The organism is Paenibacillus cellulositrophicus (assembly GCF_009363095.1).
GTDB classification, from domain to species: Bacteria; Bacillota; Bacilli; order Paenibacillales; family Paenibacillaceae; genus Paenibacillus_AQ; species Paenibacillus_AQ favisporus.
Genome location: NZ_CP045295.1, coordinates 1,309,879 through 1,330,384, shown reverse-complemented (window position 1 = coordinate 1,330,384; position 20,506 = coordinate 1,309,879). Strand labels below are relative to the sequence as shown.

The following is a 20,506-nucleotide window of genomic DNA, read 5'->3' as shown; positions in this document are numbered from 1 at the left end:
ATAAAAGAGGTGTCGCCAAGTGTTGTACCCATCGATTGATGAAATGATGAATAAAGTCGACAGTAAATACTCGCTGGTCGTCGCGGCCTCCCGCCGTGCGAGACAGCTGCGCGAGGGCGCAAAGACCGACCTGAAGCATCCAAGATCCCACAAATACGTAGGCGTGGCGCTTGAGGAAATTTACGGGGATATGATTCGGGTAATTCCGGAACCGGTCGCCGAACGGGATGAGAATAAGGCGTAAGCCTGTTCTTCCCGGGACGGGGCTTTTTCTGCTGTTATGCGGCAGGTCTAACAAGAACTCATATTAAGTTTGCAGCAAGAGCGTATAGACGTCTTCCAGATACAACCGCAAGGTTGTATTTTTTTCTCTATCTAAATGAAACGGAAAGCGGGGAAATCGTATGTTAACCGGCAAAACCATCGTGCTCGGCGTGACGGGTGGAATCGCGGCGTTCAAGGCGGCCAGTCTGTGCAGCAAGCTGGTGCAAAAAGGCGCAGATGTCCATGTGATCATGACGGAATCGGCGAAGCAGTTTATTACGGAGCTGACCTTTCAGAGTCTGTCCAAAAATCCGGTATACAGCGACACGTTCGATGAGCGCGATCCATCCGTTGTCTCCCATATCCATTTGGCCGATGAGGCCGACCTCGTTCTCATCGCACCGGCTACAGCCAATATGATCGCAAAAATGGCCCATGGTCTGGCGGACGACATGCTGTCGACGACGCTGCTGGCCACCGAGGCGCCGGTCATGATCGCACCGGCCATGAACGTGCATATGTATGCCCATCCGGCCGTTCAGGCAAACATGCGGCTGCTCGAGTCCCGGGGCGTGATGATGATCGAGCCCGGCGAAGGACTGCTTGCCTGCGGCTATGTGGGCAAGGGACGGCTGGAGGAGCCGGAAACGATCGTCCAGGTGGTGGAGCGCTTTTTTGCGGCTCGCAATGAATCCGTACAAGGGCAGGGTCTGCTCCGCGGGAAAAAGGTCATCGTCACCTCGGGCGGAACGGTTGAACGGATCGACCCGGTGCGTTACATCACCAATGATTCTTCCGGGAAAATGGGGTTTGCCATCGCCAAGGCCGCCAAAGACATGGGCGCGGAGGTGCATGTCGTTTACGGCCATACGGACGTTGAGCCCCCTTCGGACGTGAACGCGGTGAAAGTCCAGTCCGCCGAGGATATGTACCAGGCGGTGCTGGAACATTGGGAGGACAGCGACCTGGTCATCAAGGCGGCGGCTGTCGCGGATTACCGTCCGAAGGTGACGGCCGCAAGCAAAATGAAAAAGTCGGGGGATACGATGACGCTCGAGCTCGTCAAAACGGTGGATATTCTGGAGGAACTCGGCAAGACGAAGACAAAGCAGTTTTTGATCGGATTCGCAGCTGAGACGAATGATGTGGAGAAATATGCCCAGGATAAGCTGAAACGGAAAAATGCCGATCTGATCGTGGCCAATGACGTAACGGCGGAGGGAGCCGGCTTCAGATCCGATACCAACATCGTTCAGGTATACGATGCCGGCGGACTGGTCGAACAAATGCCCGTAATGACCAAGGACGAAGTGGCCCTGCGCCTGCTGACGATCGCTGCGGCCCGGATGAACGGGGCTTTGTCCTGATGGAGATGCGTGTGGCAAAGGTGATCGTCGACGTCCCGGTGCGTGATACCGACCGTCCCTTTGACTATCTCATTCCCGAATCCATGCGGGCATGGATCGAGGTGGGAAGCCGGGTCGGTGTGCCGTTCGGCCACCGCACGGTCCAGGGATTCGTGGTCGGCCTTGAGCCGGAGCCGGCGGCTGCCGGCATGAAGCTTAAGGCCATCCAGGAAGTGCTTGACGTCATTCCGCCGCTGTCCGAAGAGCTGGTGGAATTGGCCGGGTGGATGAGCCGCAGGTATGCCTGCCGGATGATTACGGCGCTTCAGGTCATGGTGCCTACGGCCCTCAAGGGCAAGGCCGAACGGTTTATCTCGCTCGGAACCCCGCAGCCGAAGGAGCCTGAGGATTTGTATTCCGGCGGCTTGTTCGAATTGGAACTGGAGCCTTCCGACGGCGAGCGGGCGATTCTTGATTTCGTCGAAAAAAAAGGTGAGGTCACCTCCAGGCAGCTGAGCCGGCAGTTTCCGGACAGCGCGCCGGTGATCAAATCGCTGCTGCGCCGGGGCGTGCTGCAGGAAAACCAATCCATCAAGGACAAGCTGCAGATCAAGACGCTGAAAGCCGTCGATCTGGCGGTAACGCCGGACGAAGCGGAGGCCGCGCTGGCGTCGTTCGCGCCGAAAGCACAGCGTCAGCGCGAGGTGCTGCAGTTTATTGTGGAAATGAAAGAGATGCTTCCGCTTGCGCTGAAGGATGTCCTGGCGACGATGCAGGTGTCGGCCGCGACCGTGAAAGGGCTGGCGGATAAAGGTTACATTACGATTGAAGACAAAGAAGCGTTCAGGGATCCTTACCGGGGTCGCTGGTTTAAGCCAAGCGATCCGCTGCCGCTGACCGCGGAGCAGCAGAACGCCTATGACCGTATTGTCTCGGTGCTCGATGCGCAGCGGCACGGGGTGTTTCTGCTGCATGGGGTTACAGGCAGCGGAAAGACCGAGATCTACCTGCAGAGCATCCAGCGCTGCATTGAGCAGGGCCGGCAGGCCATCGTGCTCGTGCCGGAAATTTCGCTGACACCGCAGATGGTGGAACGGTTCAAAGGGCGCTTCGGCGACCAGGTCGCTGTCATGCACAGCCGCCTGTCGGGCGGGGAGCGCTACGACGAATGGCGTAAAATCCGCGAAGGCCGGGCGGCCGTCGCCATCGGCGCCAGATCGGCGGTGTTCGCGCCGTTTGCCAAGATCGGGCTCATCATTATGGACGAGGAACATGAAACGTCGTACAAGCAGGAAGAAAGCCCGAAATACCATGCCCGGGACGTGGCCGTCCAGCGGGCGATGCAGCACGGCGCGGCGGTCATTCTGGGCTCGGCGACGCCTTCGCTTGAGAGCTACCATGCCGCGAGATCGCAGGCGAATGACGAGTTTGCGCCAATGCTGCTCGAGATGAAAGCACGGGCGCTCGGCAATGAGCTGCCGGGAGTACAAATCATCGATATGCGGGAAGAATTAAAAGAAGGCAACCGCTCCATGTTCAGCCGTTCGCTGCATCAGGCGGTTGCGGCCCGGCTGGAACGCAAGGAGCAGACCGTGCTGCTGCTCAACCGGCGCGGCTACTCCACGTTCGTCATGTGCCGCAGCTGCGGCTACGTGGCCGGCTGCCCCGAATGCGACATTTCGCTGACGTACCATCAGAAATCGAACAACCTCCGCTGTCATTACTGCGGCTATGCCGAGCCGGCGCCATCCGTGTGCCCGGAATGCGGAAGCGAGCATATCCGCTATTTCGGCACCGGTACACAGCGCGTTGAGGAAGAGCTTGCGAAGCTGTTTCCGGGGATCCGGGTGATCCGGATGGACGTGGATACCACGACGGAGAAGGGATCGCACGAGAAGCTGCTGAAGCAGTTCCGGGACAAAAAAGCGGACGTACTCCTGGGCACCCAGATGGTGGCCAAAGGGCTCGACTTTCCGGACGTAACGCTGGTCGGCGTCATTACGGCCGACTCGGCGCTCAACCTGCCGGATTTCCGGGCCGCCGAGAAGACGTTCCAGCTGCTGACCCAGGTTGCCGGCCGCGCCGGCCGCCACCAGCTGCCCGGGGAGGTCATGATCCAGTCCTATACGCCGGATCATTATTCGATTATTCACGCCAGCGGGCACGATTACGATTCGTTTGTCCGGGAGGAGCTGAAGCATCGGCGGAACCTGCACTATCCGCCGTACTGCCGGCTGATTCTGGTCACGCTGTCGCATGAGCAGCTGCCGTTTCTCGTCCGGATGGCGGAGAACATGGTGTCTGTCCTCCAGGGCAAAGCCCGGCAGAAGGGCTGGTACGGCAGCCTGGACCGGCTGACCTCGGACGCTTTTGACGTGCTGGGGCCGGTGGCATCTCCTGTGCCCCGGATAAAAAATAGATACAGATTTCAATGTATGATAAAATGGCGTGGGACCATCGACGCTGTCGGCCTGGTCAGGGAAGCCGCCGAGCAGCTCGAGGATACCGCGCAGAATCCGAAGCTTCAAATCAGTATCGATGTAGACCCGCAAATGCTGATGTAGCACCTAAGCGGCGTACCGTCATCATATGGAATCATGGATGAATAACCAACAATGAATATTTGAACCCGATAAGGAAGGTGTCAGCATGGCGATCCGAATTATTGTGAAAGAACCGGATGAGGTTTTGCATAAAACCGCTAAAGAAGTGAAAGAAGTTACCCCTAATGTCAAAAAGCTGCTGAACGACATGGCGGACACGATGTACGACGCGGAGGGCGTTGGCCTGGCCGCGCCGCAGGTCGGCATTTTGAAGAGACTGATCGTCGTCGATGTCGGCGATGAGCACGGCCTGATCAAGATGGTCAACCCGGAAATCGTAGCCAAGGATGGCGAGCAGTTCGGCCCAGAGGGCTGCCTGAGCATTCCCGGATTAAACGGAGACGTCCGCCGTGCCGAGCAGGTTACGGTGAAAGGGCTGGATGAGAACGGCAAGGAAGTGACGATTACAGGCACCGGCCTGCTGGCCCGCTGCTTCCAGCACGAAATCGATCATTTGGACGGCGTGCTGTTTACCGACATTGCAGAAAGAGTGTATGAGTATACGCCGGAACGCGCCGGAAAGGAGTAATGCCTGATGAATATCGTTTTTATGGGGACGCCCGCGTTTGCCGTTCCCAGTCTCCGCATGCTGCTTGCGGAGGGCTACAACGTCGTGGCCGTCGTCACGCAGCCGGACCGTCCACAGGGACGGAAGAAGGTGCTGATGCCGACGCCCGTCAAGGAAGTAGCGCTTGAGCACGGTCTGCCGGTGCTGCAGCCGCAGCGCATGCGCAATCCTGAAGCGGTAAGCGAGCTCGCGGCTTACAAGCCCGACTTGATCGTTACGGCCGCTTACGGGCAAATTTTGCCGAAAGCGGTGCTGGATCTGCCGGCCAAGGGCTGCGTCAACGTCCACGGCTCGCTTTTGCCGAAATACAGAGGCGGCGCACCGATTCAGCGCTGCATCATCAATGGCGAGACGGTGACGGGCATTACGCTCATGTTCATGGCCGAAGGGCTGGACACGGGCGATATGATCGCCCAAGTGGAGGTACCCATCACCGACGAGGATACTTCGGGAACGCTGTTCGAGAAGCTGAGCACCGCCGGGGCGGCGCTGCTCAAAGAACAGATGCCGCGGCTGCTGGAAGGCGGCGTCCCGGTGACGGTGCAGGATGACTCGCAGGCTACATACGCCCCGAACCTGAAGCGTGAGGACGAGAAAATCGACTGGAGCAAGTCGACGCGCGATATTTACAATCAAATTCGCGGCCTGGTGCCTTTTTCCGGGGCGTTTACGTTCTGGAACGACGACGTGTTCAAGGTCTGGGGCTCGCGCAAAGGAGAGAAGGCCTCCAAGGAAGCGGCTCCGGGAACGGTGCTTCAGCTTACACCGGAAGGTATTGAAGTAAAAACCGGCGACGGGGCTCTGTGGCTGACCGATATTCAGCCGAGCGGCAAGAAGGCGATGGATGCCGGGCAGTTTATCCGGGGAACCAGCATGACGCCCGGGACGGTGCTGAAGTGAGCGGACGCGGAACCCAAGAACGGAAGGGCCGCGAGCCCTCGGCACGCGAGCTGGCGATGGATATCCTGACGCGCGTGGAGCAGGAAGGCGCCTACAGCAACCTGCAGCTGAACGCTGCGCTGCAGCGCGCAAACCTGTCCCGCGAGGATGCCGGCCTTGCGACCGAGCTCGTGTACGGTCCGATCTCCCGGATGAACACGCTGGATTACTTCCTGAACCGCTTTGTCAGCAAAGGTGTGAGCAAGCTGCAGCCCTGGGTGCGAAGCCTGCTGCGGCTCAGTCTGTATCAGATCATGTACCTGGACCGCATTCCTTCCCATGCCGTGGTCAATGAGGCTGTGAACTTGGCCAAGCGCCGCGGCCACCAGGGTATTTCCGGCATGGTGAACGGCGTGCTCCGGAACGTGCTGCGCAGTCCCGACAAGCTGGTTCTGCCGGAAAGTCTCGGACCGGCCGAACGGATCGCGCTGGAGCATTCCCATCCCGAATGGCTGGTTCAGCGCTGGATCGGGCAGTACGGGGAAGAAGCGGCCGAGGCGATCTGCCGGGCGAACAACGAGCCTCCGGCCGTCAGCGTCCGGGTGAACACGACGATGATCAGCCGCGACGGCCTGCTTGGCGAGATGGAGGAGAAAGGCGTGGACGCGGTGCCGTCTCCGCTTACGCCGGAAGGTATTCTCGTCCGCAGCGGGGGCAATATGGCCCTGACTGGCTGGTACCGGGACGGCCAGCTGTCCGTGCAGGACGAGAGCTCGATGCTGGTCGGGGATGCGGTAGGTCCTGAGCCCGGCATGAGGGTGCTCGACTGCTGTGCGGCGCCCGGAGGCAAGACGGCGCATATGGCCGAGCTCATGCGGGACGAGGGGAAGATCATCGCCAACGATCTGCACGAGCATAAGCAGAAGCTGATCCGCGAGCAGGCCGAGCGGCTCGGGCTGGACGCCATCGAGCCGGTAATCGGCGATGCGCTGGAACTGGCCGGACGGTATCCGGCGGCGTCCTTCGACCGCATTCTGCTGGATGCCCCATGCTCCGGCCTTGGCGTTATCCGGCGCAAGCCGGACCTGAAATGGGCCAAAACCCCGGGGGACATCGAGGAGATCGCGGCCCTGCAGTACCGGCTGCTGGAATCGGTGTCGGCTCTGCTCCGGCCCGGCGGCATTCTCGTATACAGCACGTGTACGATCGAGCCGCGGGAGAACGAAGAGAACGTCGAGCGGTTCCTGCGGAACCACCCGGAGTTCGCCATAGCACCGGAAGCGCCCCCTGCCTGGGAACGGCTGCTGGGCACGGCGCTGCCGCGGGGCGGCGGCGTACAGATTTTGCCCCAGCATTTTCATAGCGACGGATTTTACATTGCACGGATTCAGAGACTCTCCTAAACTAGCGGACCGCCCGCACGGGCAGCCGCTGCTTCCTGTAACCCGCCGGGCGCGAGCTTGGCGGGTTTTCTCTTTTACCGCTACTTTTATTTGTGTTAAAATAGGAAGAATGAGAAACAATAAGCATATGAATGAAAAGACAGGTGTGGTGAAGATGAAACCTTTTATATATGATTTGAATTTGGAAGACCTGCAAGATTGGGCGAAGGAAAACGGCGAGCCCGCGTTCCGCGCCGGCCAGATTTTTGACTGGCTCTACGTCAAACGGGTCAACAGCTTCGACGAAATGACGAACCTCTCCAAAGAGCTCCGCAAAAAGCTGGACGACCAGTTCCAGTTTGTGACGCTGCAGGAAATTACGAAGCTGGAATCTAAGGACGGAACCGTCAAGTTTCTGTTCGGCCTGCATGACGACCATGCGATTGAAACGGTCATCATGAAGCATAGCTACGGCAACAGCATCTGTGTCACGACCCAGGTCGGCTGCCGTATCGGCTGCACCTTTTGCGCCTCGACGCTGGGCGGTCTGAAGCGGAACCTGACGGCCGGGGAGATCGTGGCCCAGGTGGTGCAGGCCCAGAAGATTCTGGACGAGAAAGGGGAGCGCGTCAGCAGCATCGTCATCATGGGCTCGGGCGAGCCTTTTGAAAACTATGAAGCGACGATGAAGTTCCTGCGTATTATGATTCATGAAAAAGGACTGAACATCGGGCAGCGGCATATTACCGTCTCCACGAGCGGCATCGTGCCGAACATTTATAAATTCGCGAACGAGGACACCCAGATCAATCTGGCGATTTCCATTCATGCGCCAAACGATGTGCTCCGCTCGAAGCTGATGCCCGTGAACCGCCGTTATCCGTTCGAGGATGTTATGGAATCCCTTCGCTATTACCTGGTCAAAACAGGCCGGCGGATTACGTTTGAGTACGCGCTGATCGGCGGCGTTAACGACCGTCCGGAGCATGCCCAGGAGCTGGCGAACGTGCTCAAGGATATGCTGTGCCACGTCAACCTGATTCCGGTCAATCACGTACCGGAGCGGAAGTATGTCAGAACGTCCCGTAACGATATATTCCAGTTTCAACGGGTTCTCGCCGATAGCGGCGTGAACGTGACGATCCGCCGCGAGCAGGGCCACGATATCGCGGCTGCCTGCGGACAGCTGCGGGCCAAGCACATGGAGTTGAGGTGAGAGGAATTTGATCAAAACTGTTCATGTCAGTAACGTTGGCCGGGTTCGCTCGGTCAATGAAGACTCGGTATGGGTCGGCCAGCTGCCGCAGGGCTATACCCTCGGGATCGTCGCTGACGGCATGGGAGGGCATCAGGCAGGCGATACGGCCAGCCGGCTGGCCGTCGAAACCATGACGGGCGACCTGTCCTCGCTAGAATCCGGCATTTCGCCGGAAGGCCTGAAGGCCGCGCTTAGCGACGCCATCCTGCACGCCAATGATGTGATTTATACCGAGGCCTCCAAACACGAGGAATTTTACAACATGGGAACGACGGTCGTGGCCCTGCTCCTGAGCGGGGAATCCGGCTACATTGGACATATCGGCGACAGCCGGGCCTACAAGGTTGCCGGCGGTGAGGTCGTTCAATTAACGGAAGACCATAAACTGGTGTATGAATTGTACAAACGCGGACAAATCAGCCTGGAGAATATGAAAGTCCATCCGATGCGCAATGCGATTACGCGCGCGCTTGGAACGGACGCCGACGTGTCCGTGGACCTGTATCCCATCAGCCTCTCCCCCGGAGAGGTGCTGCTCTTGTGCAGCGACGGCTTAAGCGATCTGGTCAGCTCCGAGCACATCGGGCAAATATCCGGAAACCGCGAGCTGCCGCTGGAAGAAAGAGCGGACCGTTTACTTCAACTGGCACTTCTCGCCGGAGGCGATGACAACATTACCGTCGCCCTGTTCGAACTTCAAGACGAAGTCGCCGGGCAAAGCATAAAGGAGTGGGATTCATGATCGGACACGAATTGGGCGGTCGTTATGAGGTGATCGAGCGGATCGGTGGCGGCGGAATGGCACTCGTTTACAAAGCTCATGATATTTTATTGGGCAGGAACGTAGCCATTAAGGTGCTGCGCCAACAGTTTGTGCACGATGAGGAATTTATTCGCCGTTTCCGCCGGGAGGCACAGTCAGCGGCTTCGCTATCGCATTCGAACGTGGTCAGCATTTATGATGTGGGCCAGGAAGACGACATTCATTATATCGTTATGGAATACGTCGAGGGACATAATCTCGACGAGATCATCAAGGAGCGGGCTCCCCTGCAGGTGGACGAAGCGGTGCGAATCGCCTCGCAGATTTGCGACGCGCTGGATCATGCGCATCAGAATCAAATCATCCACCGGGATATCAAGCCGCATAACATTATGATCGGCCGCAACGGCCGGGTAAAGGTAACGGATTTCGGAATCGCCCGTGCCGTTACGTCGACGACGATTACGCAGACGGGTTCGGTGGTCGGATCGGTACATTATTTTTCTCCGGAGCATGCTAAGGGCGTGGTGACCGGGGAAAAGTCGGATTTATATTCTCTTGGTATCGTACTGTACCAGATGCTGACCGCACGTCTGCCGTTTTTGGGGGAGAGCCCGATCAGCGTGGCGCTTAAGCATCTTCAAGAGGAGTTCGAGGAGCCGCGTGAGGTGAATCCTCTCATTCCGCAGAGCGTCGAGAACATTATTCTGAAATCGATGCGCAAAAATCCGCAGGAGCGTTACCAGTCGGCCAAGGAAATGCTTCAGGACCTGGAGACCTGCCTGCTGCCGGAGCGCCGGAATGAGCCGAAGATCGAGTTTGACGATATGGACGATGAGGATCGGACCCGCGTCATTCCGGCCATCAAGCCCCAGCCGCGCTCCATTTCGAGAGCGAAAGCGCAGGCCGTGGAGGACGATGACGAGGCGGACGAGCCGGTGGTCGGCAAAGGCAAAGGCAAGCCAAAAAAGAAAAAGTCGGGCAGGGCGGCGCTGTGGATCAGCTTGACCCTGGTCGTTCTATTGGCTTTGGCCGGTGTGGTGTGGTACGTCAACCAGAAGCTGGTCGTGCCGAACGTCACCGTGCCGAGCGTCATTAACATGACCGAGGATCAGGCGCGCAAAGCGCTCAGTGACAAGGGGTTGCTGGTGGAAGATCCGGTCATCCGGAAGTACGACAAGGACTTTGGCGATGGCGTCGTCTATAAACAGAGCAGGCCGGAAGGCACGGTCGTCAAAGAAGGCGCGGCGATTCAGCTGACGGTGAGCACGGAGAAGCCGAAGTTACCGATGCCTGACGTGAAGGGTTATACGTTTGACGATGCGAGAAAAGCATTGAATGCCAAGGGCATTAAAGACGATAACATCAAGAAGAAAGAGGAATTCAGCGACAACGTTGAAAAGGGACTGATCATCAGTTCTGACCCTGGAGCTAACGACGAAATCGATGTGGATACCCAGGAGATTACACTGACGGTCAGCCAAGGCCCGGAAACCGTAAAAATGCCCGATTTGATCGGCAAGACACTGCAGGAGGCACAAGATCTTCTAACGCAGAAGAAGCTGAAGCTGCTGCGGGTCGTCGAGGAAGACAGCTATACGGTGGAAAAAGGGAAGGTCATCAAGCAGTTCCCGTTTGACCCGAATACCCAGGCCACGCCGAATGCCGAAATCACGCTCACGATAAGCAAAGGCTACCCAGCGGATGCCCTGAACTATACGCTGAACCTGCCTGTGGCTCCGGTCGAGGAAGGCAAAAATACGAAAATCCAGATCAAATACTCGGACGCCCATACCGAAGGCAAAACGGTCGATTGGGGAACGAAGACGATCCAAACGACGCAGGTGCTGCCGATCGATCTGGTGGTCGATCCGAACAGGGACGCCGTCGTCACGGTGCTTCGCGACGGACAGGTGTTCGATACGTATTCGGTACGGTATACCGATGTACGAAATGGCACCGTTCCGACGATCGAGCTCCCAGCCATGGGGGGCGAGGATCCCGGTGATCCAGGCCATGAGGGTGATCCCGGTGATCAGGGAGATTCCGGCAACGGGGATAATCAAGGATCAGACGAGACCGGATTTCTGAACGACCACCCGGGGAAGGGCAAAGGTAAGGACAAGGGTAAGGGGCCCGACACCGAAAACGTCATTTACAGATAACCAACGTGTCATTCGGACATATTGAATAGATATCAAAGTTAGTTAACTTTTAACAAATCATATTATCTCTGGCTCCTGCCTCACCGGCAGAAGCCGGAAAGAAAGAGAGGCCTTGCAATGTATGCCTGATGGAGTAATCGTGAAAGCTCTGAGCGGATACTACTATGTCAAACCGCTGGAGAACGGGAAAGCCGTAGGAAGCGCCGAAGCCGTACAGTGCCGTGCGCGGGGGATCTTCAAGAAGAGAGGCACCTCTCCGCTTGTAGGGGATCATGTGGTGTACTCCCTTACCGAGAACGGTGAGGGGATGGTGGATGAGATTAAGCCCCGCCGATCCGAACTGATCCGCCCGCCCGTTGCCAATGCGGAGCTTGCGGTCCTGCTGTTTTCCGTTCGTGAACCGGATCTCAACCTGTCCCTTCTTGACAAATTTCTGGTCCATATTGAGCATTCCGGCCTGGAGACGATCATTTGTCTCACCAAACAGGATCTGCTTGCCGCGGATACGGATGCCCAGGACCCGGTAATGGCCGTCAAGGAGCTCTATGAGCGGATCGGCTATGAGGTTCTGGTTACGAGTTCACGTTCCGGCCTGGGAAGCAGCGAGCTGAAGGAACGCCTTACGGACGTCATCAGCGTGTTTTCGGGCCAATCGGGCGTCGGTAAGTCCTCGCTTCTGAACCGGCTCGTTCCCGGACTTTCCCTCGAGACGAGCGCCATCAGCATGAGACTGGGGCGGGGAAAGCATACGACGCGCCATGTGGAGCTGATCGAGCTCGATAACGGCGGTTTTGTCGCCGATACGCCGGGATTCAGCCAGCTCGATTTCCTGGAGCTGGGCGTCGAGGAATTGTCCACCTGCTTCCGAGAATTTGCGCCTTATGCGGAGCTATGCAAATTCCGCGGCTGCAGCCATACGCACGAACCGGGCTGCAAAGTCATTGAGGCGAAGGAGAGCGGGGATATCGCATCAAGCCGCTACGAGCATTATGTGCAGTTTTATACGGAAATGAAAGAAAAGAAGCGGAGGTATTAACACGATGATTAAAATCGCACCATCGATATTGTCGGCGGACTTCGCCAAACTGGGGCAGGAGGTTGCCGAAGCGGAGAAATCCGGGGCCGACTGGATTCATGTGGACGTCATGGACGGGCACTTTGTGCCGAATATTACGCTGGGGGCGCCGATCGTCAGCGCTATTGCCCCCCACACGACCCTGCCGCTGGATGTGCATCTGATGATCGAGAATCCGGAGCGGTACATCCCTGATTTCGCCAAGGCGGGAGCGGCTTTCATTACAGTGCATGCGGAAGCCTGCACGCATTTGCACCGCGTTGTGCATATGATTAAAGAGCTGGGCGTAAAGGCGGGGGTTGCCCTGAATCCGGGCACACCGGCGTCTGCGATCAGCGAAGTGCTGGAGGATCTGGACCTGGTGCTGGTCATGACCGTTAACCCGGGCTTCGGCGGACAGGCGTTCATTCCGCGCACCGTTCACAAAATCCGCCAAATCCGCCAGCGGCTCAACGAACTGTCGCTGTTTAACGTCCATATCGAAGTGGACGGCGGCATTACGTCCGAGACGGCGCCGCTGGTCACCGAAGCGGGTGCCGACGTGCTGGTGGCGGGAAGCGCCGTGTACGCACAGCCCGACAGAGCCGCTGCCATTTCGGCCATTCGCCGCAGCGTCGGGGGAAAATAATTTCATGAAATTCAAAGACGCGCTGTATCTGACTTTGGCCAGTATCGGAACAGGCCTGTTACTCGGTATATTTTCCATTCTGAAATCGCCGTTTAATGCCATCGCCTCGCTGATCGCGGTGGTGCTGGCCATTTATTATTTCCGGAAAAACGAACGCAAGGGATTAAGGATCGGCTACGTCATCTTTTCGATCCTGTACTACCTGCTGTTTATCTTTATGCTGTCGGTCTACCAATTTTATCAATTGTCTCCGGCTTCAGCTTGAGGCTTAAGGAATAGGGCGTGCTCTTTGAGCATACATATGGTTACATGAGTCAAGGTTCTCATGTAACCTTTTTTTTGTTCCGTCTTAACATTGATCTAGTTCAGGGCATACCATACCGTGATGACATGAGAATGATGGGGAGGGTGAGATATGAAATTTTATACGTTTAAGCTGCCAAAGTTTTTGGGAGGATTCGTGAAGGCTCTTTTAAACACGTTTCACAAAAGCTGATCTTGATACCCTTTGGTATGCCGCTTGCACAAACCGTAAACGGCTTCGCCTTATTGAAGATCATAGAACATACAAGTATCAGCGGAGCTGAACGATTCTATGATCGCAAGAAAAACTTCTGCTTCGCGGTCTGTCTTCCCATGAGAGCGCATCAATAGACGTTTTTCTTACAGGCGGAGCTCACGTTTCGCGGATGAAATATAAGGCCGGTATAAGAACACAGGCGGATTGACCCTTATATTTCAAAAAAAACCTCTGACAGATGCCAGCGGCATGGCTGCCAACTGATACCGGCCAAAGGCATTAAAAAAGCACCTGCTGGAAACTAGGTGCTTTTTGCTTATATGTCATTACTAAACGCGGGTAACTTTACCTGCTTTCAACGCGCGAGTGCTTACATAAACGCGCTTCGGTTTGCCGTCAACGAGGATACGAACCTTTTGAACGTTTACACCCCAAGAACGACGGTTACGGTTGTTAGCGTGGGATACGTGGTTACCGCTGCCTGGTTTTTTGCCAGTCACATAACATTTGCGAGACATAGATTACACCTCCTTAGCTCCAAACACCTGCATAAAACAATACTTGTATATTTTATCATAGCAAAAAATGCTTCGTCAACCGCCTGCAAAAACATTTATTTCTGGGGTGTCTTATAGTACAATGTTGATTAGCCCATACTATTTTGAGATGGGATCAATTAACATTTATTTTTTTGAATAGGATTATCCGAAAATTGAACGAATGGCGAAACGAAAACGTGCATTGATTCGTATTTATAAGGACGCCAATGGCTTAGGGATCAAGCTAGGAAGGGGATTTATCATTGAGTAAGCGTTCTTTGAATGGAACTGATTTTACCGCTATGGTTCTGGCTGGGGCGGAACAATTGCAGCAGCATGCCGAGCATGTCAATTCATTGAATGTGTTTCCGGTACCTGATGGTGATACGGGCACGAACATGAATCTGACGATGGGTGCCGGTGTCGCTGAACTGAAGAGAAACAATTCGAATTCGATCGGGCACAGCGCAGGCGTGCTGTCCAAGGGACTGCTCATGGGCGCGCGGGGGAACTCCGGCGTGATTACCTCCCAATTGTTCCGGGGCTTTGGACGCTACGCCGCAACCTATGATGAACTGAATGCGGTTCAGTTCGCGCAGGCGCTGCAGACCGGAGTTGACGCAGCTTACAAGGCGGTGGTCAAGCCGGTGGAGGGCACAATCCTGACGGTTGCGAAGGAAGCCGCGAAGCATGCGGTATTTTTGGCACGGCGCACACCGGATATTACAGAGCTCATGGAACAGGTGCTCGCCAAAGCAAAAGAAACGTTAGCCCAGACTCCGGAGATGCTCCCTGTCCTGAAGCAGGTGGGGGTTGTCGATTCGGGGGGACAAGGTCTGGTTTATATTTACGAGGGATTTTTGCAATATTTGCACAGCGTCAGCGAAGGCGGCTATGACTACCAGTCCTTTGCGGCATCGAGTGCGGTACAGCCGGCCCAGGATCAACCGTCGGCAGCAAGAACCCAGGTAAAGCCAGCGCCAGTGCGCACAGAAGTCCCGGATATTGCGCAGTCCCGCTTGGAAACGGAAGATATCGAATTTTTATATGATATGGAATTTTTTATTAACCGGAAGTTAGGGGATGCGGCAGGTACGCATTTCGACGAGGATCAATTCAGGAAAGCGTTGTCAATGAACGGGGATTCGATTATCGTCATTGCCGATGACGAGATCATCAAGGTTCACGTGCATTCCAAAGCACCGGGCGAGGTGCTGAATTTGGCGCTGCGTTACGGTGAAATTACCCAGATTCATATTCTGAATATGCGCGAGCAGCACCGGGATCTGCTGTCGGCCGGGATGGACATCGCGCCGATGCCGGAGGTTTTTGCCGATATTCCGGTCGAATCGATGGACCATACGCCGGAAGAGGCGCCCGCCGAGCCGCCGGCCGATGAACTGGCACCTTACGGGTTTATCGCTGTGGCCTCCGGACAGGGTATTGCGGACATTTTCAAGAGCCTGGGCGTCGATGTAGTCCTCTCGGGCGGCCAGACGATGAACCCGAGCACGGAGGACTTTGTGAACGCGATCGCGTCCATTTCCGCGCACCATATTTACATTTTGCCGAACAACTCCAATATCGTGCTGGCCGCCCAGCAGGCGGGAGAACTGCTTGAGGGCGAACGCAGCGTAAAGGTCATTCCGAGCAAGACGGTGCCTCAGGGCATTGCCGCGGCATTCGCCTTTTCGGAGGAAGATTCCGAGGAGACGAATACGAGCAGCATGCTGGAAGCGATCGGCCGGATCAAGTCGGGTCAAGTGACCTACGCCGTGCGCGACTCGCAAATCGATCAGCTGGATATTAAAGCCGGCCAGTTTATAGGCATCGAAAATTCGAAGATCGTGACGGCTGCCGAAGGTCTTCTGCCTGCATGCCAGGAGCTTCTGACCAAGATGCTGGAGAACGGGGACGAAATTGTGACCATTCTCGCCGGGGAAGAGGCGAACCCGGAAATGACGGGCGAGTTGGCTGCGTGGCTGGCAGAGCAGTACCCGGATGCGGAAATTGAAGTGCATCAGGGCGGACAGCCGCTGTACTATTACATTTTTTCAGTGGAATCTTGAAGAGCAGCCTTGGGACCGAAAATCGAAGTTTGAATGAAAATGAAGGAGGCCCCATTCGATGACCCAACCGGTAATTGTAACGGACAGTACGGCCGATATACCCGAGGATATCGCGAAGCAGCATGACATTCACGTCGTTCCGCTCCGGCTGATGTTCGGCGAGGATACCTTTGAAGACGGCGTGGATATTTCCGCCGAGGTGTTCTACAAACGGCTTGTCCAGTCCGAGCAGCTTCCGACTACGTCGCAGGCTTCTCCAGCAGATTATATGCAGGTTTATCAAGAAATTATGAATGAATATCCGGGCTCGCCGATTATTTCCATTCATATTTCCTCCGGGCTGAGCGGCACGTATCAATCGGCCACGATTGCCAAGTCCATGCTGGAGGGTGACCCGGATATTACGATCGTCGATTCCAAATCGGCGTCCTACGGATTCGGCCTGCTGGTCGTGCATGCAGCCAGACTGGCTGCCGAAGGCAAAACCGCAGAGGAGATCGTGCGTTCCGTTGAAGAGGTGCGCAGGCAGCGCAAGCTGTATTTTCTCGTGGACACGCTGGAATATTTGCAAAAGGGAGGACGAATCGGCAAGGCGGCGGCCATGATCGGCAACCTGCTGAACATCAAGCCGATTCTGTCCATTGACGAAGAAGGCATTATTTATGCGGTGGAGAAGGTCAGAGGCCGCAAGAAGGCGCTGGCCCGGATCCTGGAGCGTTTTCGGGAGGATTTGGGCGGCGTTCAAAACATCAATGTGGCAGTGGGCCATACGGCCGACCCGGCTTCAGCCGAGCCCGTGCTTGAGGATCTGTCGCGGGACTTCCGGCTGCAGGAGGTCGTTCTGACGAACATCGGACCGGTCGTCGGAACCCATGTCGGGCCCGGGACGCTGGCCGTGTTTATATGGCCCGCTTAAATGAGGGATAACCATGAGTCTGAGTCTTGAACAAATATCGGTACGGCAGGTCCGCGGCGTGAGCGCCCTCAAGGAAGGGGAGCTTCACGCCTTTGGCATCTTTACGGTGAAGGATTTGCTGGAATATTATCCGTTCCGGTACGAGGATTACCGGCTCCGTTCACTGCAGGACGTGAAGGACGGGGACAAAATTACGATCCAGGCGAAGGTGATGGGCGTTCCCGTACTGCAGCGGTACGGGCGAAAGTCCCGCCTCAGTTGCAAAATGATGGCTGAGGAATGGATGTTCACCGCCACCTGGTTCAATCGGCATTTTCTGAAGGATCAGCTAACCTCCGGGCGCGAAATCGTGCTCGTCGGCAAATGGGATCAGCGCCGCATGCAGCTGACCGTGTCGGAGTCGGAGTTTCCGGACCAGGGGGCATGGCGCAGCGGTACGGTGCAGCCGGTCTATTCGGTCGGGGGCAAAATTACGCAGACCTGGATGCGCAAAACGATGACCCAGGCGCTCGAGCAGTACGGGGAAATGATCCCGGAAATTTTGCCGGAGGAACTGCTGCGGAAGTACCATCTGATGCCGCGGAAAAAGGCGATCACCACGATCCACCAGCCCCAGGATACCGGGGAAGGGCAGCAGGGGCGCGAGCGGATGGTCTATGAGGAGCTGTTTCTGTTTCAGCTGAAAATGCAGGCGTTCCGCGCCCTGAACCGGGAGCGGATGGACGGCGTCGTCCATACGGTGGACAACAAAACGATGCGCGAGTTCGTGCGCAGCCTGCCGTTCGAGCTTACCGATGCGCAGAAGAAGGTTGAGCTCGAAATTCTCCAGGACATGCGCTCGCCGCACTGCATGAACCGGCTGCTGCAGGGAGACGTCGGCTCCGGCAAAACGGTGCTGGCCGCGATCGCCTTGTACGCGTCGGTGCGTTCGGGCTATCAGGGCGCGCTGATGGTGCCGACCGAAATTTTGGCCGAGCAGCATACACGCTCGCTGCAGAAGCTGTTTGAGCCGTTCGGCATCACCGTCGGCCTGCTGACCGGCAGCGTTACGGGGCGCAAGCGCAAGGACCTGCTCGCCTCGCTGCAGATGGGCTTGACCGACATCGTCGTCGGTACGCACGCCCTGATCCAGGAGGATGTGTTTTTCCGCAAGCTGGGCGTCGTGGTTACCGACGAGCAGCACCGGTTCGGTGTCAACCAGCGCGGCATTCTGCGGCGCAAGGGATATAATCCGGACGTGCTGACGATGACCGCGACGCCGATCCCGCGGACGCTGGCAATTACAGCGTTCGGCGACATGGACGTGTCCACGCTGTCGGAGCGCCCGAAAGGACGGATTCCGATCACGACGTACTGGGTCAAGCACAATATGCTCGACCGGGTGCTGGGCTTTATCGCCCGCGAGGTGGACCAGGGGCGCCAGGCGTACCTGATCTGTCCGCTGATCGAGGAGTCGGACAAGCTGGACGTGCAGAACGCGATCGATTTGCATGTCCAGATGCAGCAGGCGTTCCCTTCCTACAAGGTGGGCCTGCTGCACGGCCGTATGACGCCGGCCGAGAAGGAGGAAGTGATGCGGGCCTTCTACGAAAACGAAGTGCAGCTGCTCGTCTCGACCACCGTCGTCGAGGTCGGGGTGGACGTGCCGAATGCGACGCTGATGGTCATTATGGACGCGGACCGTTTCGGCCTGTCGCAGCTACATCAGCTTCGGGGCCGTGTCGGACGCGGCGAGCACGCTTCCTACTGCGTGCTGATCGCCGATCCGAAGTCGGAGGTCGGTCAGGAGCGCATGAACGTCATGACCGAGACGGACGACGGCTTTGAAGTATCCCGGCGCGACCTGGATCTTCGCGGACCGGGAGATTTCTTCGGCACGAAGCAGAGCGGTCTGCCCGAGTTCCGCCTGGCGGACATGGTGAGCGACTTTGCCGTGCTGGAGCAGGCGAGGGATGACGCCGCCCGGCTGGTGGCGGATCCGGCGTTTTGGACCTCCCCGGCGTACGGGCCTCTGCGGGACTATCTACAGCAGGAGCAGATTTTTCAAGGAGATTTGGTCGATTAGGTCAGTGGACAACCCCTCCCGTCATATACTTAGTTGGACTGCATTAGACGGGAGGTGCCAATATGGGTTATCAGCAGTACGGAATCAGCCCCCAATTGGTCGCACGGATCAAGCTGAAGATGAAAAATCCGGCCACCAAGGAGCGCATTAAAAAATTGATCGAAGGCGTAAACAAACAGGACCTGCAGGATCCGGCCAGGGTACAGCGGCTGGTCAAGTCGGCATCGTCCATCCTGAACGAGAAGCTGACCGGCGCCGAGGAAGGACAAATCGTCCGGTTTGTGATCGCCCAAAAGATCGATCCCAACAATACGTTCCACCTGATCAAGTTGTGGGGAATGTTCCGCTAAAAAAGCATACAAGCGCTTAGAATGCAGCCCTCCGGGAGAAACCCGGGGGGCTTTTTTTGTATTCAAAGCAGGCAGCAGAGAGCCTGCCTGAACTTCTTGACGTATTAGGCTGTCAGGTGATTTGTGGACTCTCTTCCTTTGAAGATCAATCCGGCGGTTGTGCTGGAAATCGCGCGGTTTGTCCTAGTCATTTGGTCGCAATATGACGTCTGATGTCAGATATTTCGTTTGAAACAGAGAAATTTTGGGTAACTGATTCGAAGTGGTCTTCTTTATTGCATCCACAATATTCATAATTGGAGGGATCATGTTGCCAGGACTGAAATTGGGGAAGAGCAGCAAGCCGGCCCGGTCGAAAGAACCGGATGAATCCCGGCGGAAATTTTTGAAAACCTCGGGAATGACGCTTGGCGGTTTGGTCGTCGGCGGTGTGTTCGGGGGCGTCCTGACGGACAGTCTGGAGAAAAATCAGGCCCCCAAGACGGCGCCTCCAGGCAGCAAGCCGGAGGCTTCGCTGCAGGATGCGCTGATGTTCTTTAACCAGGAGCAGTTTAAAATGACCGAAGCGGCGGCCGAAAGGATTTATCCCGAAGATGAGAACGGTCCCGGTGCCAAGGCGCTGGGCGTCGCCTTTTTTATTGATCATCAGCTCGCAGGCCCATGGGGGTATAACGCGCGGGACTATATGATGGGTCCTTTTGTCCAGGCCCAGACAACGCAGGGGGAGCAGTCGCGGCTGAAGCGCAACGAGATGTTCACGCTGGGCCTGGAGGGACTGAAGAGCTACTGCCAGCAAAAGCACCAGAAGGCTTTTACGGAGCTTGAGGGCCAGCAGCAGGACGAAGTGCTGACCGCCATGGAGAAAGGGGACAAATTCCCCATGCGCGGGGTGACGAGCAGCAGCTTCTTCAACATGCTGAAAAATTTGACGATCGAGGGCGTATACGCCGATCCGCTCTATGGCGGCAACCGGAATATGAACGGGTGGAAGATGCGGAATTTTCCGGGCAACCAGATGAGCTACGCCCAGCAGATTACGAAGGAAGGGCTGGTCCAGATCCAGCCGAAAAGCCTGCAGGCTCACATGAGCGAATAAATTTCACAGATATAAGGGGA

General features: G+C 56.6%; 19 protein-coding genes. 18 read left to right on the top strand and 1 reads right to left on the bottom strand.

Features of this window, described 5'->3' with window-relative positions; genetic code table 11:
* Window positions 1-19 precede the first annotated feature (19 nt).
* The 13 genes from rpoZ to spoVM all read left to right on the top strand — a co-directional run bounded on the left by rpoZ (window position 20) and on the right by spoVM (window position 13,427).
* Entirely contained in the window at window positions 20-244 is a 225-nt protein-coding gene (rpoZ, locus tag GCU45_RS06085; protein WP_076169934.1) for a DNA-directed RNA polymerase subunit omega, read from the top strand.
* 160 nt (window positions 245-404) lie between these two features.
* Window positions 405-1,631, top strand: coding sequence for a bifunctional phosphopantothenoylcysteine decarboxylase/phosphopantothenate--cysteine ligase CoaBC (gene coaBC / locus GCU45_RS06080; protein ID WP_152398375.1), 1,227 nt, complete (start codon window positions 405-407; stop codon window positions 1,629-1,631).
* A 5-nt stretch (window positions 1,632-1,636) separates the two neighbouring features.
* On the top strand, window positions 1,637-4,174 hold the full coding sequence (priA, locus tag GCU45_RS06075; RefSeq protein ID WP_152402843.1) for a primosomal protein N': 2,538 nt from the start codon (window positions 1,637-1,639) through the stop codon (window positions 4,172-4,174).
* A gap of 85 nt (window positions 4,175-4,259) precedes the next feature.
* The gene (def, locus tag GCU45_RS06070; RefSeq protein ID WP_076169936.1) at window positions 4,260-4,742 is read left to right on the top strand and encodes a peptide deformylase; all 483 of its coding nucleotides are present in this window, start codon (window positions 4,260-4,262) and stop codon (window positions 4,740-4,742) included.
* Window positions 4,743-4,748: 6 nt separating this feature from the next.
* Window positions 4,749-5,681: a methionyl-tRNA formyltransferase gene (gene fmt, locus GCU45_RS06065; RefSeq protein WP_152398374.1), complete on the top strand. Its 933-nt coding sequence runs from the start codon at window positions 4,749-4,751 to the stop codon at window positions 5,679-5,681.
* 56 nt (window positions 5,682-5,737) lie between these two features.
* Window positions 5,738-7,063: a 16S rRNA (cytosine(967)-C(5))-methyltransferase RsmB gene (gene rsmB, locus GCU45_RS06060; protein WP_152402841.1), complete on the top strand. Its 1,326-nt coding sequence runs from the start codon at window positions 5,738-5,740 to the stop codon at window positions 7,061-7,063.
* 154 nt (window positions 7,064-7,217) lie between these two features.
* Window positions 7,218-8,258, top strand: coding sequence for a dual-specificity RNA methyltransferase RlmN (gene rlmN / locus GCU45_RS06055; RefSeq protein ID WP_152398373.1), 1,041 nt, complete (start codon window positions 7,218-7,220; stop codon window positions 8,256-8,258).
* A gap of 7 nt (window positions 8,259-8,265) precedes the next feature.
* Window positions 8,266-9,042: a Stp1/IreP family PP2C-type Ser/Thr phosphatase gene (locus tag GCU45_RS06050; RefSeq protein ID WP_076169939.1), complete on the top strand. Its 777-nt coding sequence runs from the start codon at window positions 8,266-8,268 to the stop codon at window positions 9,040-9,042.
* Window positions 9,039-11,228, top strand: a complete 2,190-nt coding sequence (gene pknB / locus GCU45_RS06045; protein WP_152398372.1) for a Stk1 family PASTA domain-containing Ser/Thr kinase — start codon at window positions 9,039-9,041, stop codon at window positions 11,226-11,228. Before GCU45_RS06050 ends, pknB begins: the two co-directional genes overlap by 4 nt.
* Before the next feature lie 121 nt (window positions 11,229-11,349).
* A complete protein-coding gene (rsgA, locus tag GCU45_RS06040; protein WP_145023726.1) occupies window positions 11,350-12,264 on the top strand; it encodes a ribosome small subunit-dependent GTPase A in 915 nt (304 codons plus the stop codon).
* Between the two features lie 4 nt (window positions 12,265-12,268).
* Complete coding sequence (gene rpe, locus GCU45_RS06035) at window positions 12,269-12,931, top strand: ribulose-phosphate 3-epimerase (protein ID WP_089548135.1); 663 nt, start codon at window positions 12,269-12,271, stop codon at window positions 12,929-12,931.
* Between the two features lie 4 nt (window positions 12,932-12,935).
* Window positions 12,936-13,196, top strand: a complete 261-nt coding sequence (locus GCU45_RS06030) for a hypothetical protein (RefSeq protein ID WP_076169943.1) — start codon at window positions 12,936-12,938, stop codon at window positions 13,194-13,196.
* Between the two features lie 150 nt (window positions 13,197-13,346).
* Complete coding sequence (gene spoVM / locus GCU45_RS06025; RefSeq protein WP_036707696.1) at window positions 13,347-13,427, top strand: stage V sporulation protein SpoVM; 81 nt, start codon at window positions 13,347-13,349, stop codon at window positions 13,425-13,427.
* Window positions 13,428-13,780: 353 nt separating this feature from the next.
* On the opposite strand, the gene rpmB is transcribed toward spoVM, so the two are convergent.
* Window positions 13,781-13,969: a 50S ribosomal protein L28 gene (gene rpmB / locus GCU45_RS06020; RefSeq protein ID WP_047910965.1), complete on the bottom strand. Its 189-nt coding sequence runs from the start codon at window positions 13,967-13,969 to the stop codon at window positions 13,781-13,783.
* Window positions 13,970-14,253: 284 nt separating this feature from the next.
* Here rpmB and GCU45_RS06015 point away from each other — a divergent pair, with 284 nt between their 5' ends.
* From GCU45_RS06015 to GCU45_RS05995, 5 genes are all read left to right on the top strand, one after another.
* On the top strand, window positions 14,254-16,059 hold the full coding sequence (locus GCU45_RS06015) for a DAK2 domain-containing protein (RefSeq protein ID WP_152398371.1): 1,806 nt from the start codon (window positions 14,254-14,256) through the stop codon (window positions 16,057-16,059).
* 58 nt (window positions 16,060-16,117) lie between these two features.
* Window positions 16,118-16,975: a DegV family protein gene (locus GCU45_RS06010; RefSeq protein ID WP_152398370.1), complete on the top strand. Its 858-nt coding sequence runs from the start codon at window positions 16,118-16,120 to the stop codon at window positions 16,973-16,975.
* A 13-nt stretch (window positions 16,976-16,988) separates the two neighbouring features.
* Window positions 16,989-19,040 (top strand): ATP-dependent DNA helicase RecG, encoded by a 2,052-nt coding sequence (gene recG, locus GCU45_RS06005; RefSeq protein WP_152398369.1) that lies wholly within the window; start codon window positions 16,989-16,991, stop codon window positions 19,038-19,040.
* A 62-nt stretch (window positions 19,041-19,102) separates the two neighbouring features.
* The gene (locus GCU45_RS06000; RefSeq protein WP_076169947.1) at window positions 19,103-19,390 is read left to right on the top strand and encodes a stage VI sporulation protein F; all 288 of its coding nucleotides are present in this window, start codon (window positions 19,103-19,105) and stop codon (window positions 19,388-19,390) included.
* A gap of 307 nt (window positions 19,391-19,697) precedes the next feature.
* Complete coding sequence (locus GCU45_RS05995) at window positions 19,698-20,486, top strand: gluconate 2-dehydrogenase subunit 3 family protein (protein ID WP_152398368.1); 789 nt, start codon at window positions 19,698-19,700, stop codon at window positions 20,484-20,486.
* Window positions 20,487-20,506: the final 20 nt, after the last annotated feature.

Bases quoted from the DNA above. Each gene is read 5' to 3' on its own strand.
- rsgA (WP_145023726.1), top strand. From the start codon at position 11,350: ATGCCTGATGGAGTAATCGTGAAAGCTCTGAGCGGATACTACTATGTC.
- priA (WP_152402843.1), top strand. From the start codon at position 1,637: ATGCGTGTGGCAAAGGTGATCGTCGACGTCCCGGTGCGTGATACCGAC.
- rpe (WP_089548135.1), top strand. From the start codon at position 12,269: ATGATTAAAATCGCACCATCGATATTGTCGGCGGACTTCGCCAAACTG.
- GCU45_RS06000 (WP_076169947.1), top strand. From the start codon at position 19,103: ATGGGTTATCAGCAGTACGGAATCAGCCCCCAATTGGTCGCACGGATC.
- spoVM (WP_036707696.1), top strand. From the start codon at position 13,347: ATGAAATTTTATACGTTTAAGCTGCCAAAGTTTTTGGGAGGATTCGTG.
- coaBC (WP_152398375.1), top strand. From the start codon at position 405: ATGTTAACCGGCAAAACCATCGTGCTCGGCGTGACGGGTGGAATCGCG.
- GCU45_RS05995 (WP_152398368.1), top strand. From the start codon at position 19,698: ATGTTGCCAGGACTGAAATTGGGGAAGAGCAGCAAGCCGGCCCGGTCG.
- def (WP_076169936.1), top strand. From the start codon at position 4,260: ATGGCGATCCGAATTATTGTGAAAGAACCGGATGAGGTTTTGCATAAA.
- rsmB (WP_152402841.1), top strand. From the start codon at position 5,738: ATGGATATCCTGACGCGCGTGGAGCAGGAAGGCGCCTACAGCAACCTG.
- rlmN (WP_152398373.1), top strand. From the start codon at position 7,218: ATGAAACCTTTTATATATGATTTGAATTTGGAAGACCTGCAAGATTGG.
- recG (WP_152398369.1), top strand. From the start codon at position 16,989: ATGAGTCTGAGTCTTGAACAAATATCGGTACGGCAGGTCCGCGGCGTG.
- pknB (WP_152398372.1), top strand. From the start codon at position 9,039: ATGATCGGACACGAATTGGGCGGTCGTTATGAGGTGATCGAGCGGATC.
- fmt (WP_152398374.1), top strand. From the start codon at position 4,749: ATGAATATCGTTTTTATGGGGACGCCCGCGTTTGCCGTTCCCAGTCTC.
- GCU45_RS06030 (WP_076169943.1), top strand. From the start codon at position 12,936: ATGAAATTCAAAGACGCGCTGTATCTGACTTTGGCCAGTATCGGAACA.
- GCU45_RS06010 (WP_152398370.1), top strand. From the start codon at position 16,118: ATGACCCAACCGGTAATTGTAACGGACAGTACGGCCGATATACCCGAG.
- rpmB (WP_047910965.1), bottom strand. From the start codon at position 13,969: ATGTCTCGCAAATGTTATGTGACTGGCAAAAAACCAGGCAGCGGTAAC.